The organism is Pseudomonadota bacterium (assembly GCA_027620075.1).
Taxonomy (GTDB): domain Bacteria; phylum Pseudomonadota; class Alphaproteobacteria; order Rickettsiales; family UBA6187; genus 1-14-0-20-39-49.
The window spans coordinates 20,980-37,186 of the sequence record JAQCEY010000006.1 but is presented as its reverse complement, the minus strand read 5'-3'; the positions used below and the strand labels follow the sequence as shown (position 1 = coordinate 37,186).

Here is a 16,207-nt window from a genome sequence, read left to right as displayed (position 1 = left end):
TTTTATAGTAAATGTCAAAATTTATCTTAAGACATTGTTTTAACCATAACATCAAAAAGTTAACAATTTGTTATCAACAACTAATATAAGTAAACTTTATTCGCCCCACTCTTTGACTCGCTCCAGATGCTCATAGTCGTTATAGGTAATTTCTTTTTCTTTGTTGGGTATGCTAAGGAACGGATGTTCTTTAAAGAACATAACTTCTATCAGGCTTCTTACACCGCTTTCGGCATCTTCTAGCAATGATGCCAACTCTTCTGCGTTTTTATAACCTGCATATTTGCTCTGCGTATCTTTTTGCCCGCCCGAAAGCTTCCAGTATTCAAGGGATTTAACTTTCCCCTCCCTATCGAAACCGCCTTTTTGGGCGATTACGCCTTCTAATGTCATTTGCGGTGAAAGTCCCAGCTTCACTTCTTTTGCAGAAGGCGGAGTACCTGTTTTATAATCCACGATGCATATGTTGCCTTCGTCATCTATTTCTACCCTGTCGGCTCTTGCCTCTAACGTAAATATCTCATCACCGTATATTATATTGTATTTACCTTTTATTTCGGTAAGCACTTCTATATTATTTTCTCGTCTTTTTTCTTCATTTTGCACTATCCATGCCGCTATCCTTTCAAACCTAGGAAACCAGAACGATACTATAGCTGATTTCAGGTTTTCTTTTTGCAATATATTGCGTCCAAGTTCTAGTAGGTATGTATAACGGTCTTCAGGTTTTATGGAATCATATTGTTTTACGAACTCTTCTAATGCGTCATGCACGAAGTTACCGAACTCAGCACCACCGGGTTCTTTATCTATTTCATCAAGTTTCTTTAAGTGCAGTATTTTATTTGCGTATATCCGGTATGGGTCACGCATTAATTTTTCTATGGAAGTAACCGATAATTTCCTCGGTCTACACTCAACAGGCGGGTTAGGGCATGGGGCTTCCATCTTCAAATAGCTATCTGCCTTATTTAACAGCCTTGCCCATTTTACCCACGGTAGTTTCGGTTTTAGTGCGTCCTGATTTCCGGTAATATTCAAAACTGCATCTAGCCTGAGCAGCCAGCGTGAAGGTATTGTCTGAGTTCCGTCAAGTTTTTCAGAGCGTGTTATAAGCACATTTTCCGATGACAATAACTGCACGAAATCATGGGCTGACTGACCTATTTTCTTTTCAGGCAGCGGCAGCCCGAAATCATCTCGCATGGGTCTGCTCATCCACGGGTCGCTTTTTCCCGACAACGGCCATTCCCCTTCGTTCAACTCACCCAGTATAACAAGGTCGAACCGCAACATTCTTGCCTCTATCGGGCTTAATATATGCAGTCTTGGGTGTGAGCCGTATTGCGGTCTGTATGTTTGTCCCGTAAGGAGGGCATCTAATAACCCCAAATAATCCGTAGGGTCTATCTGCTTAAAATCCTTTGACGAGATTAGCAGCTCGTCCAGAAAATCCTTTAACTGTCCTCCGCTGTCCGAACTCCACAGACGCTCAACACCATCAGCCTTATCATCGGCAGCCATATTCTGAGCCACCTCTATATGGGTTTTTAGCATTTCATCAAATGCTATCCGGTCACGTGACATTAATTTGAACATCGGCTGTAGAATTTCTTCAACATTTTTTAGCCGTTTGCTTAATTTTGAATCTATCTTGTTATAATATCCCTTAAAGCCTTCAGAGTTCCTGATTCCCCTCATACATGCCATTTCCAGCTTTCTGACATTATCCTTGAATTCTTTCGCACTCAATCCGCAATTTGCATAAGGGTTTTTCAGCAGTCCTAGTAGCGAAACCGAATTTTCACCCCTATCTGCCACCATCGTAGCCAGCAACCTCAGGAAAACCGCCTGCGGCACGGCATTAAGATGAGAACCTGCCGAATCATCTATCTGCACATTCCACTTTTGCAATATGCCCGAAACTCTTTTTGCCAGATCACGCCTGTTGGTAATAAGTGCCGCCGTTTTTTCAGGCTGTTGCAGTATCTCTTTCATTTTTAAGGCTATTATTGTTGCCTCCTCCTGCAATCCCGATGCCTCTATAACCTCTATACCTTTTAAATGGCTATTTTCAATTTTTACCGAATTGCTCCATTTATCCGTAACAGCGGCAGGCAGCATCATGACCGATATCAAAGCATCTCTGTCAACGGCACTACCTACCGTACAATCATATTTTTTTACCTCATTACGGCTGATACCGATTATTTCCAGAAGGTTCTTTAAGCCGTATTGCGGGTGGGTCTGCTCTATTTTTTCCCATGCATCATTATCCATATGCATATCCAACCCCGGTAGAATAACCTGACCGTTCGGCATTTGCGATATCACCTTAAGAAGCTGTGCGGTAGCAGGTATAGAGCCGGTAGAACCCGCTGCTATTACAGGATATTCAGACGGATTTTTCTGCCAATAATCCGCTTGTGCTTTTAAAGATATATTCCTTTGGGTATTAACATCAACGGCATTATTTTCTTTTAGTATCTGCGGCCATTTTTCTATCAGTATGTGCAGAAAATCCAGTGTTATCTGCCAGTGCCTTGATAATTCGTCAGGTACTATCTTTTCTATATCGTTAAAGGATAATTGCTGTTTTTGCACTTCGGACAAAAATGACGAAAGCTCTATAGCCAGATGTGCCGCTTGCGGTATTGTTATCTTTTCATCGGTTTTTTGGGCGGTTTGCCATTTTTCTATCAGTTCGGTAAGCAACAGGCGTTGTTTTACGGGTGAAATAACATTCGGTATGTCATTGTCACGTTCAATATAACCTAAAAATAGCAGCTCATCATCATCAATATCGCCTAAAGGCTGTATTTGCGGTAACAACATAGGCTTGCCGCCGCTTACCCGCAAAAATGCCTCCGCAAGTTCCTTACAAGCCCTGCGACTAGGAAGAAATATGGAGATATTGGAGAACACCAGAGGGTCATCGGCATACAGCCTTAAGGTGTTTGCAGCTAAGCTATCAAGAAACGGAAGACCGGCAGGTATATTATAGATGTTCTTATACATAACATTCTTATAACCTTAATTTACCGATTAATAAACGGAAAAAATACGGCATTTTGGTAGAATGTTCGAACAGAAATATTATGTATTAATAATAATGATAGCTTAATAAAAATAACGATACTATATTTTAAGCTTAATAAAAATAAGAAGCAAAGATGACTACAGGAATTATTATCCGTCAGGCAGAGGAAGGGGACATGAAAGCAATTGCGTCTATATACGCCTATTATGTTGAGAAAAGCCCTGCAACATTTGAGGAAGAAGCTCCTTCCGTATTAGAGATAACAAGAAGGTGGCGTGATGCCACTGACAGGGGTCTGCCTTTTTTAGTTGCCGGCTATGATAACAAGATACGCGGTTACGCCTATGCATTTCCTTACAGACAGCGTAGCGGCTACCGCTCTACCGTGGAAGAATCGGTATATATTGAAGAAGGTTACCATAATAAGGGGCTTGGTAAAAGCTTGCTAAAAGGTCTTGTCGCAAAGGTAAAGCAAATGAATTACAAGCAGATAATCGCCGTTATAACATTGCGTCACGGTCATTCGGAAGATAGCGTAGCGTCTTTTGGCTTGCATCAATCCTGCGGATTTGAGAAAGTCGGTCACTTAAAGAAGGTGGGTTGGAAGTTCAATGAACCGATGGATACGATAATAATGCAATATTCGGTTGACTAGTATAGTATTAACTTTTTCCAAAAATTTATGGATACACCGATCAAGTCGGTGTATGACAATGCATCTATAATGTTATTCGACGGCAACGACCGGCGAATCTAAGTCATAAGGGTAACATGCAACAAAACCACTTATTTTGCTTCGGACTAGGCTATAGTGCAACACAACTTGCCAAAGGCTTGTTGGCTCAGGGTCAGCGTGTTTCAGGGACATGCCGCACTACGGAAAAATTCCCGAAATTAAAAACGCTCGGTATCACTCCGCATATTTTTGACTATGACTTACCGCTTGATAATCTGTGGGATTTTAACTCGGTAACGCATATCCTAACTTCAATACCTCCCAATGAAGAAGGCGATATAGTATTGAATTACCATCTTGATGATTTGAAAAAACTACCCGATTTAAAATGGGTAGGTTATTTATCGACTACGGGAGTTTATGGCGACCGGCAGGGACAATGGGTAGATGAAGAAACCCCGACAAATCCGCCTAATGACCGTTCACGATACAGGGTTGAAGCTGAAAACGCATGGCTGGAATCAGGATTGCCCGTCCATATATTCCGCCTCGCAGGCATTTACGGCAAAGGGCGAAGCTCCATTGAATCTTTAAAGCACGGTACGGCAAGGCGTATCGACAAGCATGGACAGGTTTTCTCCCGCATACATGTTGAGGATATAGCTCAAATATTAACAGCCTCTATTGAAAAGCCACACCCATCATCAATATATAACTGTGCCGATGACCACCCCTGCCCTCAGGCAGAGGTAGTTGAATATGCGGCTAAGTTGATTGGCATCAAGCCACCTGAACTAGTACCTTTTGAACAAGCCGACCTATCCCCCATGGCTCGCAGCTTCTATATGAGCAACCGCAGGGTTTCCAATAAAAAAATAAAGGAAGAACTTGGCGTTAAATTAAAATATCCCGATTATAAATCGGGGCTGGAGGGGTGTTTGTAAATTTCACCCTATTGCTTTATCGTAAAGTATAAATATTGATAAGGATTAATTTTATGAAAAAAATACATGTGCTATTCATTTTACTTCATACCGCTCTCATATTTATAAGCATCAACACAACTATTGCCTCAGATTCAGTTAAACTACCTAACAAAGTAGAAGAAGCCGCAATAGTATGTTACTTAATCTCCTTACTACAACACGGCGTTCATACTACTATCCAAATAGTAGCATCTCTCGTAATTCTACTAATATTACACATGAGGTATAGTATCAGAAAAAGAAAAACATGTTTTAGAAGTCCCATGTATTGGCTTATAACAATAATGATTTATCTACCATCTATTCTTTATTTCTTTGCGGAACACTTCTTAAAATTACTAAGCATTATTCTGGGAGGAGACGGATTATTGGATGCCCCCTGCCCTGCAAATGTTTATTGATTTAGAGAAAGAAGAAGAAATTTTCTAAAAACCACCTATACGCCACCCTATGGCTTGACCATAGGGTCTAAGGAGTAAAAAAGAGCATGAGCAAGGCACATACATATCTATGCTTTTTTGGATACTCCGGTCAAGCCGGAGTATGAAACATGTTTTTTAAAACTAAGCCCTAATCCCCAATTCCTTATTCTCAAGCTTATGCAGCTCGTCCCTAAGCTCTGCCGCTCTTTCAAACTCAAGGTTTGATGCGGCTTCCATCATTTGTTTTTGTAGTTTATTGATATATTTCTCTAGTTCTTTGCCTTTTAAAACAGGCTTTTTCTGTTTATCCTCTTTTTCATCAACTTTGATAGATTCGGCGATGCTTTTCTGTATGGAAGCAGGTGTTATTCCGTGTTCCTTATTGAATGCTTTTTGTGCCTCACGGCGGCGGTCGGTTTCATCTAACGCCTTTTTCATGGATTTGGTAATCTTATCTGCATATAAAATAACATAGCCGTCCACATTCCTTGCTGCACGCCCTATTGTCTGTATCAAAGATGTTTCCGAACGCAGGAAGCCTTCCTTATCAGCGTCCATAATTGCCACCAATCCACATTCGGGAATATCCAATCCCTCACGCAGTAGGTTAACCCCGACCAACACATCATGTACACCACGCCTTAAATCCTGAATTATTTCGGTACGCTCCAATGTCTGGATATCAGAGTGCATGTATGTCACATTCAACCCTGCCTCTTGTAGGTAGTTTGACAAGTCCTCCGCCATGCGTTTGGTAAGTGTTGTAATAAGGGTTCTATAGCCTTTTTTAGCAACTTTTTTACATTCTTTTATAACATCATCAACTTGCGTTCCCACAGGTTTGATAACACATTCAGGGTCGATAAGCCCCGTCGGGCGGATAAGCTGTTCAACAAATTCTCCTCCCGTTAAGTCAAGCTCAAACACTCCCGGTGTTGCCGATACAAACAATGTCTGCGGACGCATATTGTTCCACTCTTCGAATTTGAGCGGTCTGTTATCCCGAGCAGATGACAGCCTGAACCCATGCTCTACAAGATTATTTTTGCGTGACCTATCGCCCTTATACATAGCCCCCACCTGCGGTGTCGTAACATGGCTTTCATCAATGAACAACATGGCATTATCCGGCAGATACTCAAACAAAGTAGGAGGGTGTTCCCCCGAATTCCTGCCTGATAAATATCTCGAATAATTTTCGATACCTTTACAAGAGCCTGTTTCTCTTATCATCTCCATATCAAACATAGTCCTTTGCTCAAGACGTTGGGCTTCGACTAACTTGTTGCTTTCCTCTAAGAATTTCAGGCGTTCTTTTAATTCAACCTTTATTTCCTTGATAGCCTGCAATAACGTAGGACGTGGAGTAACATAGTGGCTGTTGGCATATATCACAACTTCATCTAAATCGGCTATTTTCTCGCCTGTAAGCGGGTCAAACTCGCTTATCTCCTCCAACTCATTGCCAAAGAACGAAAGCCGCCATGCCATATCGGCATAATGTGACGGGAATATATCTATAATATCACCCCTTACCCTGAACGCACCACGCACAAAATTTATATCGTTTCTTTCATATGCAAGCTCTATTAGCTGCTTGGTAAATCCCGATTGATTTATTTCATCACCAACCTTTAAAGGAATTGTCATCTGATAATAAAGCTCCGGCGAACCGATACCGTAGATACACGAAACCGATGCCACTACAATAACATCTCTCCTTTCTAACATAGACCTTGTCGCCGAGTGCCTGAGCAAATCTATCTGCTCGTTGATGGAAGAATCCTTTTCTATATAAGTATCTGTTTTTGCTATATATGCCTCAGGCTGGTAATAATCATAGTACGATACGAAATATTCAACTGCATTATTGGGGAAAAATTCCTTCATTTCCGAATATAACTGAGCCGCAAGAGTTTTGTTATGTGCCATTATCAGGGTTGGGCGTTGAGTTTGTTGGATAATATTTGCCATAGTGAAAGTTTTGCCCGAACCTGTAACACCGAGCAGAACTTGATTTTGCTCTCCGTTATTCATACCGCTTACGAGCCTTTCTATTGCAACAGGCTGGTCACCTGCCGGTTTGAATTTAGAATTTAATTGGAATTTTTTAGCCATATTTGTTTTGTTTTTTTTGCTAATATACATGTATATTAATAATTGTCATCTTAACTAAAAACATGTTAAATATAATTAATAAATATTTACCGGATAAAGTAAGGAATCAGACATGCAAAAAGTAACAATATATAGCACACAAGTTTGCCCACACTGCGTAAGGGCAAAAATGCTTCTAAAGAAAAAAGGTGCTGATTTTAAGGAAATTGATGTAAGCAAAACCGAAGACCGTGACGCAATGATAGAAAAAACAGGCGGTGCAAGAACAGTTCCGCAAATATATATAGGCGATACCCATGTAGGCGGTGCTGATGACCTGTATGAGCTTGAAAGCAAGGGAAAACTTGATGAGTTGCTTGCCGGTTAATTGACAACAATACATTTGAACATTGAATGCATGATTCATTTGTGTTACTATACTATAATGCGGCATACAACAAATAGGGTAATATAGCATGGATAGAAACGGTCAGAACGGTCAGAACGGCAATAACGAACAAAATCAAATATCAAGGGTAGTTTCAGATGACTCCGTCGAAGAGCAAAGGCAGGCTGCACGCCAAAGAGATCGTCAGGCGAGAGAACAAGAATTAAGGGATGCTTTTGAGCCGCCCCGTAACAATCCGGCTCCTAATCAGGCTCCAAGATTGCAAAGGATAATAGAGGCAAGGATTCCGAATCCTGATGTTCCGCAACCGGCACCACCGGCACAAGCCCCCCAGCCGCCACAAGAAGTACAGCAGGACGATACGTTTCAGGAACGGATTAATCAGCAACGTAATAACAATCCTGGCAGAGAGCGGTAATATAGCGTTTTCGCTTTTTTGCAATTTTATATACACTTCTCTTTTGCAAAATAACTATGATTAGCTAGCAATACCAAGATTTTTAACCTCTTGTTGGTGGTTCTGTATTACGACTCACTTTGTTAGCCCAGACCGTTCCTGATCCTGTATATCTGGTTCCGGGAAACTCTATATCAATATCACCTTTTATTACTGCACTTGATAGTTTTTTTGAGAAAGGAAAAAATGACCATTAGGTATACTGAGAATATCATTATATTTTTGTATAGATTCAGGTGTCATTTTTTCTCTCATTCTTTGTGGAACGTGCAATGAAACACCTGTCGGCTTTCCCGGTCGAAAGATGCTTGATGCAAGTGCACCTTCATATCCACTAATATAGCCAAAGTTGATTCCTCGGTCTTTAGCAGCATTATGAAAATCATGTAAAAACTCGCTGGAACTAAAACAGGATTCGAATCTTAGAATACCGGCTTCTCTTAATCCCATTTCAGATAACTTATCAGCGACATCTGATGCTGATTTCTTTTCAGTTTTAACATGTCTGTTTGATGAATCATGAGGTTTTGCAGCTATTCCCTTACAATCCGAATCACCGTGTGCCACTATGCAAAGACGCTGATTCCTTGAAATACTAGATATTGCTCTAATATCATCCTCAGTTGGTTGGTTTTTCCAAAATATAATATTTTCATCAGGTATGTCATACTTATCTCGTAAACGACAATACCCTGACTTGATGACTAAATCTTTTCTATCACACACTAACAAAAATCTATCTTTTCCTTCCATACCTAGCCCCTCCCCAATGTCCCGTTTTTACTACATTTATTGATTTTTGTCAACAAGGATCTTATATAACCATTAAAGAGATAATTTATGAAATAAAGACAATTATACGCAGTAGTTTGGTCATAGGAACTTTTAATCAAAAGACTTTGAAGAAAAATCTTGTTTCTGATGCAGAACTCTTATTAACCTCATTTCATTATCAACTATACGAAAGTAAAACATCTATCACGGTACGGGAATATTCTTAATCAACGACTTACCCAATCTCGTGAAGAACCTGTCACGCCGTAATATAGCGTTTTCGCTTTTTTTGCAATTTTATCTCAAAAAGAAGGCGACTTATCCCTATTGGATTTTTCTTTATTATCGGATTCATTCTTAACGGCATCAGCCCATTTTGTTTCCTTACCTTCTTTACTTGAGAAGATTGATTCAAAATCTTGAGTTCCACGAGATTGTTGCCTTCGATGTTTATTACCTTCTCTTTGGCTTTTCGTTGTATTTTGCTCGGACTCCATTTCCTTCTCATCTAGTACCATAACTGTCATACCGAAATTTGCCTCCTGATAAACCGACAAATCACTTTTTTGTTCAGCCGTTTCCCGAATTTTATTATCCCTTTGGTTTTCGGTCTCATAAGAAGAATCGACATCTAATTCCGTTTTGTTTTGTTCCGCCTCTCTCTTCCACTCCATTTTCAAATCACGAACATCGTTTTTCATTGCATAACGCTCCATAGGATCGCTACGAATACTGTTTATTATAATATCTATATGCTCTTTTCTTGCGGCCATGTCGTCTACATATCCTTCAATATTATTCTCATGTTCTGTCGTAACCGGCTTTCCTGAAACCGGATCGTCGGCAAAACTAACCATTCTCCCTTTTAGTTTGGATTGTTTCTCTTTATATAAAATACCGTTTTCTGTTTTTTTATCCATATCGCCCAATTTTTCTTTACATATTATGACTATATATATTTTAACGCACCCTTGTTAAGCTTTTATTACAAACGGTATTGCAAGCAAGAAGTGTCATAGTTTGTCATTTCTAGAATTTTCGTAGAAAATTATAGGAAATCAAGGCGATATGAGCTGTACGATTGACGTATAATTATTGAAAACGGTAAATACTATAAAAATGAATGAAATATATAACACCATAGATAACTTATAATTCGCAAAGGGATTAAGTTAATTAACGTATAACAATATGTTAAACATTATTATTTTGTGTTTGATTGATGCGTTTAGAATAAACTGTAATTAAAAAAGAGAAGCAAAGACGGTAGCGATACTATGTTCATTGACTTATAGATGTTAGTATTTTCTGCTAAAAAACAGAAGCTAACATCAAATGTCTGAAAGGAGGTAATCCAGCCACTGGTTCCCCAACGGCTACCTTGTTACGACTTCACCCCAGTCGCTGACCCTACCGTGTTGACCTGCCTCCTAAAAGGTTAGCTTAGCCAATTCAGGTAGAACCAACTCCCATGGCGTGACGGGCAGTGTGTACAAGACCCGGGAACGTATTCACCGTGGCATGCTGATCCACGATTACTAGCGATTCCGACTTCATGGAGTCGAGTTGCAGACTCCAATCCGAACTGAGACGGCTTTTTGAGATTAGCATCACATCGCTGTGTAGCAACCCATTGTCACCGCCATTGTAGCACGTGTGTAGCCCACCTTGTAAGGGCCATGATGACTTGACGTCATCCCCACCTTCCTCCCGCTTATCACGGGCAGTCCCCTTAGAGTGCCCGGCCGAACCGCTGGTAACTAAGGGTAGGGGTTGCGCTCGTTGCGGGACTTAACCCAACATCTCACGACACGAGCTGACGACAGCCATGCAACACCTGTCTTGGATCCAGCCGAACTGAAGGAACACATTACATGTTCCGCGATCCAGATGTCAAAAGGTGGTAAGGTTCTTCGCGTTGCATCGAATTAAACCACATGCTCCACCGCTTGTGCGGGTCCCCGTCAATTCCTTTGAGTTTTAATCTTGCGACCGTACTCCCCAGGCGGGATGCTTAACGCGTTAGCTGCGTCACCGAAGCAAATTGCCCCAATAACTAGCATCCATCGTTTACGGCGTGGACTACCGGGGTATCTAATCCCGTTCGCTCCCCACGCTTTCGCGCCTTAGCGTCAGTAATGGCCCAGATAGTCGCCTTCGCTTCTGGTATTCCTCCTAATATCTACGGATTTCACCCCTACACTAGGAATTCTACTATCCCCTACCATACTCTAGCTTGATAGTTTTGAAAGCAATTCCAGGGTTGAGCCCTGGGCTTTCACTTCCAACTTTCCAAGCCGCCTACGCGCGCTTTACGCCCAGTAATTCCGAACAACGCTTGCACCCTCCGTATTACCGCGGCTGCTGGCACGGAGTTAGCCGGTGCTTCTTCTGTAGGTACCGTCATTATCTTCCCTACTGAAAGAGTTTTACAACCCTAAGGCCTTCATCACTCACGCGGTATTGCTGGATCAGGGTTTCCCCCATTGTCCAATATTCCCCACTGCTGCCTCCCGTAGGAGTCTGGGCCGTGTCTCAGTCCCAGTGTGGCTGATCATCCTCTCAAACCAGCTATAGATCGTAGTCTTGGTGAGCCATTACCTCACCAACAAACTAATCTAACGCGGGCCCATCTTATAGCGATAAATCTTTCCTCCGTAGAGCGTATATGGTATTAAACCCGGTTTCCCAAGACTATTCCATACTATAAGGTAGGTTCCCACGCGTTACTCACCCGTTTGCCACTAGCTGGGTCCCTAGCAAGCTAGGTCCATACTCGTTCGACTTGCATGTGTAAAGCATACCGCCAGCGTTCGTTCTGAGCCAGGATCAAACTCTCAAGTTGAGTAGTTTGTCCTGTCAATTAATTGACAGAAAAAATTTCTTTTTTCCGCACATTGTTGCGCTGACTTATATTGATATAAAACCAATAAAGTTCGTTATTTAAAACTTAGACAACAACGTACAAAATGTATTATTTAGTACGCTACCGCCTTTGTTTCTCTTCTTCATTTACAATTTCAAACATCTCACCTTGCTGACACTTAAATGCGTTTTGCATCGTGTCGGGAGGTGTGTTATACGCATTTCTTTCCAACCTGTCAAACACTAATTTAAACTTTTTTGCATTTTTTTTCACAAATCTATAAAAAACAAGATTTTAACGTACGTACAATTTAATTGCGACTATAATTTAAATATACGATTAACTAATAATTAGCCTAATCATAACATCGTTTATAGTAAATTCTAACAAAGCTGAGAATAATATCCGTTCTACATCACTCCTTTAGCGTTAATCATATTTTTCCTAAAAATTATCGCTCAATAGTATTGTTAGTCCTTTCATTTAAAATTACGTTAGCATGACTCAACGCTTCATTTTCAGTTAATATACTATTTAGATATCCTAAAGCCCCTCCGGCGACAGCACTTGCAGCAACGATACTATAACCTATCTCAGGTAATTCTTTTTTATAAATATCCGGCAAAAAACTATTGGCTATATCAGCTCCGGCCAAAGCTCCCGCAACGGCAAGTCTCTTTTTATTTTCAGTAGTACTACTTATATTATATCGGTTACCTTCATCATGTGCCGTTTGGTAAATAGCATCATTATTAATGATGCCGAAAAAAGCTCCGGCAACTGCACATACCGTCATTATTGCCGCACCTTGTACAACCTTACCTTCATCAAAAGCTTTCTGTGAATAATTATCGGCAACTTTCATACCGGCAAATAGCCCTAAAAACGCTGCGTTCATGTTCTTGTGGAATCTATCATCCGCCATTTATTTTACCCTATAAATTACACTTATTTTGTTGGAATTTATTTATTAAAACATCAATGTCAATATATTACTGTTCTATAATTTTCTTTTTTTAGGTATACTTACCGGATATAAAAATTGAAAAACTAAAAATGACCAACATCAAAAACGGAATAAAAATAATAAAAAAGCATCTGGAGGCGATGCCCACCTCCCCCGGTATCTACAAAATGATAGATGAGGGCGGAACAGTTCTTTATGTCGGCAAGGCAAAGAATCTGGCGAAAAGGGTAGTAAATTATACACGCCCCGAACGGCTTGAATATCGCATACAAGCAATGATCTCCAACGTAAAAAAAGTAGAGTTTATTACCACCAAGACTGAGGCAGAGGCATTACTACTTGAATCCAACCTGATAAAAAAATTCGAGCCTCGTTATAATATACTGTTAAAGGACGGCAAGACCTATCCGTTTATCCTGATAGAGTCTGAAAAAGATTTCCCAAGAGTTGTAAAGCATCGCGGAGCAAGAAAAACAAAGGGTAAATATTACGGCCCTTTTGCATCGGCAGGAGCGGTAAATACGGCAATATCAGATTTACAAAAAGCGTTTTTGCTACGTCCATGCTCCGATAGTTATTTTAACAACCGCCAAAGACCATGCCTTGAATATCAGATAAAAAGATGTTCTGCTCCGTGTGTTGATTATATATCAAAGGAAGAATATGCAATTTTGGTAAAACAGGCTAATGATTTCATGAGCGGCAAGAGCCGTGCCATTCAAGAAGAACTAGTCCGGAAAATGGAAGAGGAAAGCCGTAAGTTCAATTATGAAAAAGCTGCTGTCTATCGTGACCGCATAAAGGCACTTAATCAGGTTCAGGCAAAACAGACAATCGGTGTGACCACATTAAATGACGCTGACATTATAGGGATTGCCAATGAAGGTGGCGTAGCCTGTATTCAGGTGTTTTTCTATAGGGGCGGACAGCATTACGGCAACCGCTCATTCTTTCCTAAAAACACCGCTGAACAGTCCGATAGCGATATATTGAATGCCTTTTTATGCCAATATTATCAGGACAATAATATTCCTCCTAAGGATATAATCATATCCGAGAATATTGAGGATAAGGAATTTCTTGAGGAATTTTTTTCCGATAGTGCCAATTATAAAGTAAGGATAACCATACCTAAATCAGGCGATAAGAAAAAACTTCTTGATGAGGCTAACCGCAATGCAAAAGCTGCTTTGCAGCAAAAACTTATCGGCAAGACAAGGCAGAAGGACATGCTGAGAAAACTTGCCGAATTGTTCAATATGCAATCGCCCCCCAAGCGTGTAGAGATATATGATAACAGCCACACATTCGGGCAGGATCAGATAGGTGCAATGGTCGTAGCGGACGAAGAAGGCTTTAATAAGAAGGCATACCGACGTTTTAATATCCGCAATAAATTCATGAAGGGCGGTGACGATTATGCAATGATGGAAGAAGTCTTAACACGCCGCTTCAAACGTCTAAAAATGGAATGCCCCGATAAAACTGCGGGAATATGGCCTGAACTTGTTCTGATAGATGGCGGTGCGGGACATCTGACCACGGTTACAAAGGTATTTGATTCTTTAGGCTTAACCGATGATCTTACTTTCGTATGTATTTCCAAAGGAGTGGACAGGAATGCGGGCAAAGAACAATTCCACATGTTGGGAAGGGATTCGTTCACATTGCCGAAAACCGACCCTGCTATGTATTTTTTGCAAGTATTGCGTGATGAGGCTCACCGCTTTGCTATAGGTTCACACAGGAACAAACGGGCTAAGTCCGTTACAAAATCCGCATTTGATGAAATTCCGGGTATAGGTCCAAAACGCAAAAAGATATTGCTAAATCATTTTGGTTCGGCAGAAGATGTAAAAGCTGCAACATTAGAAGAGCTGGAACAAGCATCGGGAATAGATAAGAAAATGGCTGAAATTATTTATAATTATTTTCATTAAGAGTAAAAACAATATGGCTCGTGGGAATTTATCACACTTAAATTGCTTTAGAGTCTAATAAAAAAAGCCGCCTTAGTTTTTCCAAGGCGACTTTTCACTATTTTTAAATCTTCTGCTGTTGAAACTAAGCCGCCTTTTCCATTTCAATAGACTTATTGATAATTTCATGAGCTTCTTTTTTACCTTTCCAGCCGATTATCTTTACCCATTTATTAGGCTCAAGGTCTTTATAATGTTCAAAGAAATGAGCTATCTGGTCAAGCAGTACTTTCGGCAGATCCGTATATTCATCAACATCATCATAAAAAGGGTGTAATGACGATGCAGGAACGGCTAACACTTTCTCGTCCATACCCGACTCATCTTCCATAAGCAACACACCTATGGGACGCACAGGCATAACAGCTCCCGGTATAACAGGGCGACGACCTACAACAAGAACATCGGCAGGGTCACCGTCATCAGATAATGTGTGAGGAATAAAACCGTAGTTACAAGGATAATGCATAGCAGTATGCAAAAAGCGGTCTACAAAAATTGCACCCGACTCTTTATCCATTTCATATTTTATAGGGTCGGCACCAAGAGGCACTTCTATTATAACATTAACTTCTTCAGGGGCTTTCTTGCCTACGGGTATTTTACTGATATCCATTTTAATTCCTTATTTTGTTCATAAGTGATATATTTTGTGTTTATATATATTAATATTGTTATATTTTCAATTAAAATTATGATTATTTTAAATAACAAAATCGCCGTTATATCAAACGAACAGCTTGCAAATGAGGCTAAAATCCTATCTGAAAAACTTTCAGTCCCACTACTTGCCGAGCAGGATATACGGAACATAACGGATTATTTTGCGGTACTGGTAATAGACGCTGAAAAAATATCTCTGCAAAAAACCGGTAAGGACGCACCCGGTAGTATCTATGTTGATTTTGTATCCGGCAAGGCAGACCACCGCCGCAAGTTCGGTGGCGGCAAGTCGCAAATGCTAGCAAAGGCTGTAGGTTTAAATAAGTTCAAAAATCCGCATATATTAGACGCTACCGCAGGTCTGGGGCGGGATTCGTTTGTTCTTGCCTGTCTTGGTTGCAAAGTGGACATGGTTGAACGAAGCCCCATAATAAACGCACTTTTACAAGACGGTCTTATTCGTGCAAAAAAAGAGGGCGGGATACCTTCAATAATAAATAACATGTCCCTGACTTGCGAGGACTCCTATTCTTATATATCCTCGCTTATCCGAAAACCTGATATTATTTATCTTGATCCGATGTTTCCGCAAAGGGATAAATCGGCTCTGGTAAAAAAGGAAATGCGTATATTAAAAAATATATTGGGTACTGATGAAGACTCCGACAAACTCCTTGATATATCACTTGAAAAAGCAAAGCGTCGGGTAGTGGTAAAACGTCCGCGAAAGTCCCCTCACCTCATGGATAAAGCCCCTACTTATATGATGGAGGGTAAAGCCAATCGTTTTGATGTTTATACGGTTGACTCCAAATCCTATGATAGTCGGTGATTGCCCCTATAAACAAGCGAAAACACCATAATTCTATTT

General features: G+C 40.5%; 13 protein-coding genes and 1 rRNA gene. 6 read left to right on the top strand and 8 right to left on the bottom strand.

The features are described from left to right. Positions 1–96: 96 nt before the first annotated feature. Positions 97–3,018 carry a double-strand break repair protein AddB gene (gene addB, locus O2942_08525; protein ID MDA0782292.1) on the bottom strand — a complete coding sequence of 974 codons (2,922 nt, stop codon included), beginning with the start codon at positions 3,016–3,018 and terminating at the stop codon, positions 97–99. 155 nt (positions 3,019–3,173) lie between these two features. Here addB and O2942_08520 point away from each other — a divergent pair, with 155 nt between their 5' ends. Both O2942_08520 and O2942_08515 read left to right on the top strand, forming a co-directional pair. Further along, complete coding sequence (locus tag O2942_08520) at positions 3,174–3,695, top strand: GNAT family N-acetyltransferase (GenBank protein ID MDA0782291.1); 522 nt, start codon at positions 3,174–3,176, stop codon at positions 3,693–3,695. Positions 3,696–3,811: 116 nt separating this feature from the next. Continuing rightward, complete coding sequence (locus O2942_08515) at positions 3,812–4,660, top strand: SDR family oxidoreductase (protein ID MDA0782290.1); 849 nt, start codon at positions 3,812–3,814, stop codon at positions 4,658–4,660. A 605-nt stretch (positions 4,661–5,265) separates the two neighbouring features. Here the strand turns inward: O2942_08515 and uvrB are convergent. Next, entirely contained in the window at positions 5,266–7,242 is a 1,977-nt protein-coding gene (gene uvrB / locus O2942_08510) for an excinuclease ABC subunit UvrB (protein ID MDA0782289.1), read from the bottom strand. A 112-nt stretch (positions 7,243–7,354) separates the two neighbouring features. On the opposite strand from uvrB, the gene grxC reads away from it, so the two are divergent. Together grxC and O2942_08500 are read left to right on the top strand one after the other, a co-directional pair. Then, positions 7,355–7,609, top strand: a complete 255-nt coding sequence (gene grxC, locus O2942_08505) for a glutaredoxin 3 (protein MDA0782288.1) — start codon at positions 7,355–7,357, stop codon at positions 7,607–7,609. An 88-nt stretch (positions 7,610–7,697) separates the two neighbouring features. Beyond that, positions 7,698–8,048: a hypothetical protein gene (locus O2942_08500; GenBank protein MDA0782287.1), complete on the top strand. Its 351-nt coding sequence runs from the start codon at positions 7,698–7,700 to the stop codon at positions 8,046–8,048. 189 nt (positions 8,049–8,237) lie between these two features. On the opposite strand, the gene O2942_08495 is transcribed toward O2942_08500, so the two are convergent. From O2942_08495 to O2942_08475, 5 genes are all read right to left on the bottom strand, one after another. Beyond that, on the bottom strand, positions 8,238–8,840 hold the full coding sequence (locus O2942_08495; protein ID MDA0782286.1) for a hypothetical protein: 603 nt from the start codon (positions 8,838–8,840) through the stop codon (positions 8,238–8,240). Between the two features lie 323 nt (positions 8,841–9,163). Beyond that, the gene (locus O2942_08490; GenBank protein ID MDA0782285.1) at positions 9,164–9,781 is read right to left on the bottom strand and encodes a hypothetical protein; all 618 of its coding nucleotides are present in this window, start codon (positions 9,779–9,781) and stop codon (positions 9,164–9,166) included. A gap of 422 nt (positions 9,782–10,203) precedes the next feature. Then, positions 10,204–11,706, bottom strand: a 16S ribosomal RNA gene (locus O2942_08485). Between the two features lie 141 nt (positions 11,707–11,847). Next, positions 11,848–12,000: a hypothetical protein gene (locus O2942_08480; protein MDA0782284.1), complete on the bottom strand. Its 153-nt coding sequence runs from the start codon at positions 11,998–12,000 to the stop codon at positions 11,848–11,850. Between the two features lie 178 nt (positions 12,001–12,178). Then, positions 12,179–12,652, bottom strand: coding sequence for a hypothetical protein (locus tag O2942_08475; GenBank protein ID MDA0782283.1), 474 nt, complete (start codon positions 12,650–12,652; stop codon positions 12,179–12,181). Between the two features lie 131 nt (positions 12,653–12,783). Between O2942_08475 and uvrC the strand changes: the two genes are divergently transcribed. Then, positions 12,784–14,634 carry an excinuclease ABC subunit UvrC gene (gene uvrC / locus O2942_08470; GenBank protein ID MDA0782282.1) on the top strand — a complete coding sequence of 617 codons (1,851 nt, stop codon included), beginning with the start codon at positions 12,784–12,786 and terminating at the stop codon, positions 14,632–14,634. Positions 14,635–14,758: 124 nt separating this feature from the next. Here uvrC and ppa read toward each other — a convergent pair whose 3' ends face one another. Next, the gene (gene ppa / locus O2942_08465) at positions 14,759–15,289 is read right to left on the bottom strand and encodes an inorganic diphosphatase (protein ID MDA0782281.1); all 531 of its coding nucleotides are present in this window, start codon (positions 15,287–15,289) and stop codon (positions 14,759–14,761) included. 78 nt (positions 15,290–15,367) lie between these two features. Between ppa and O2942_08460 the strand changes: the two genes are divergently transcribed. Further along, a complete protein-coding gene (locus O2942_08460; protein MDA0782280.1) occupies positions 15,368–16,168 on the top strand; it encodes a class I SAM-dependent methyltransferase in 801 nt (266 codons plus the stop codon). The last annotated feature ends 39 nt before the right edge of the window (positions 16,169–16,207 follow it).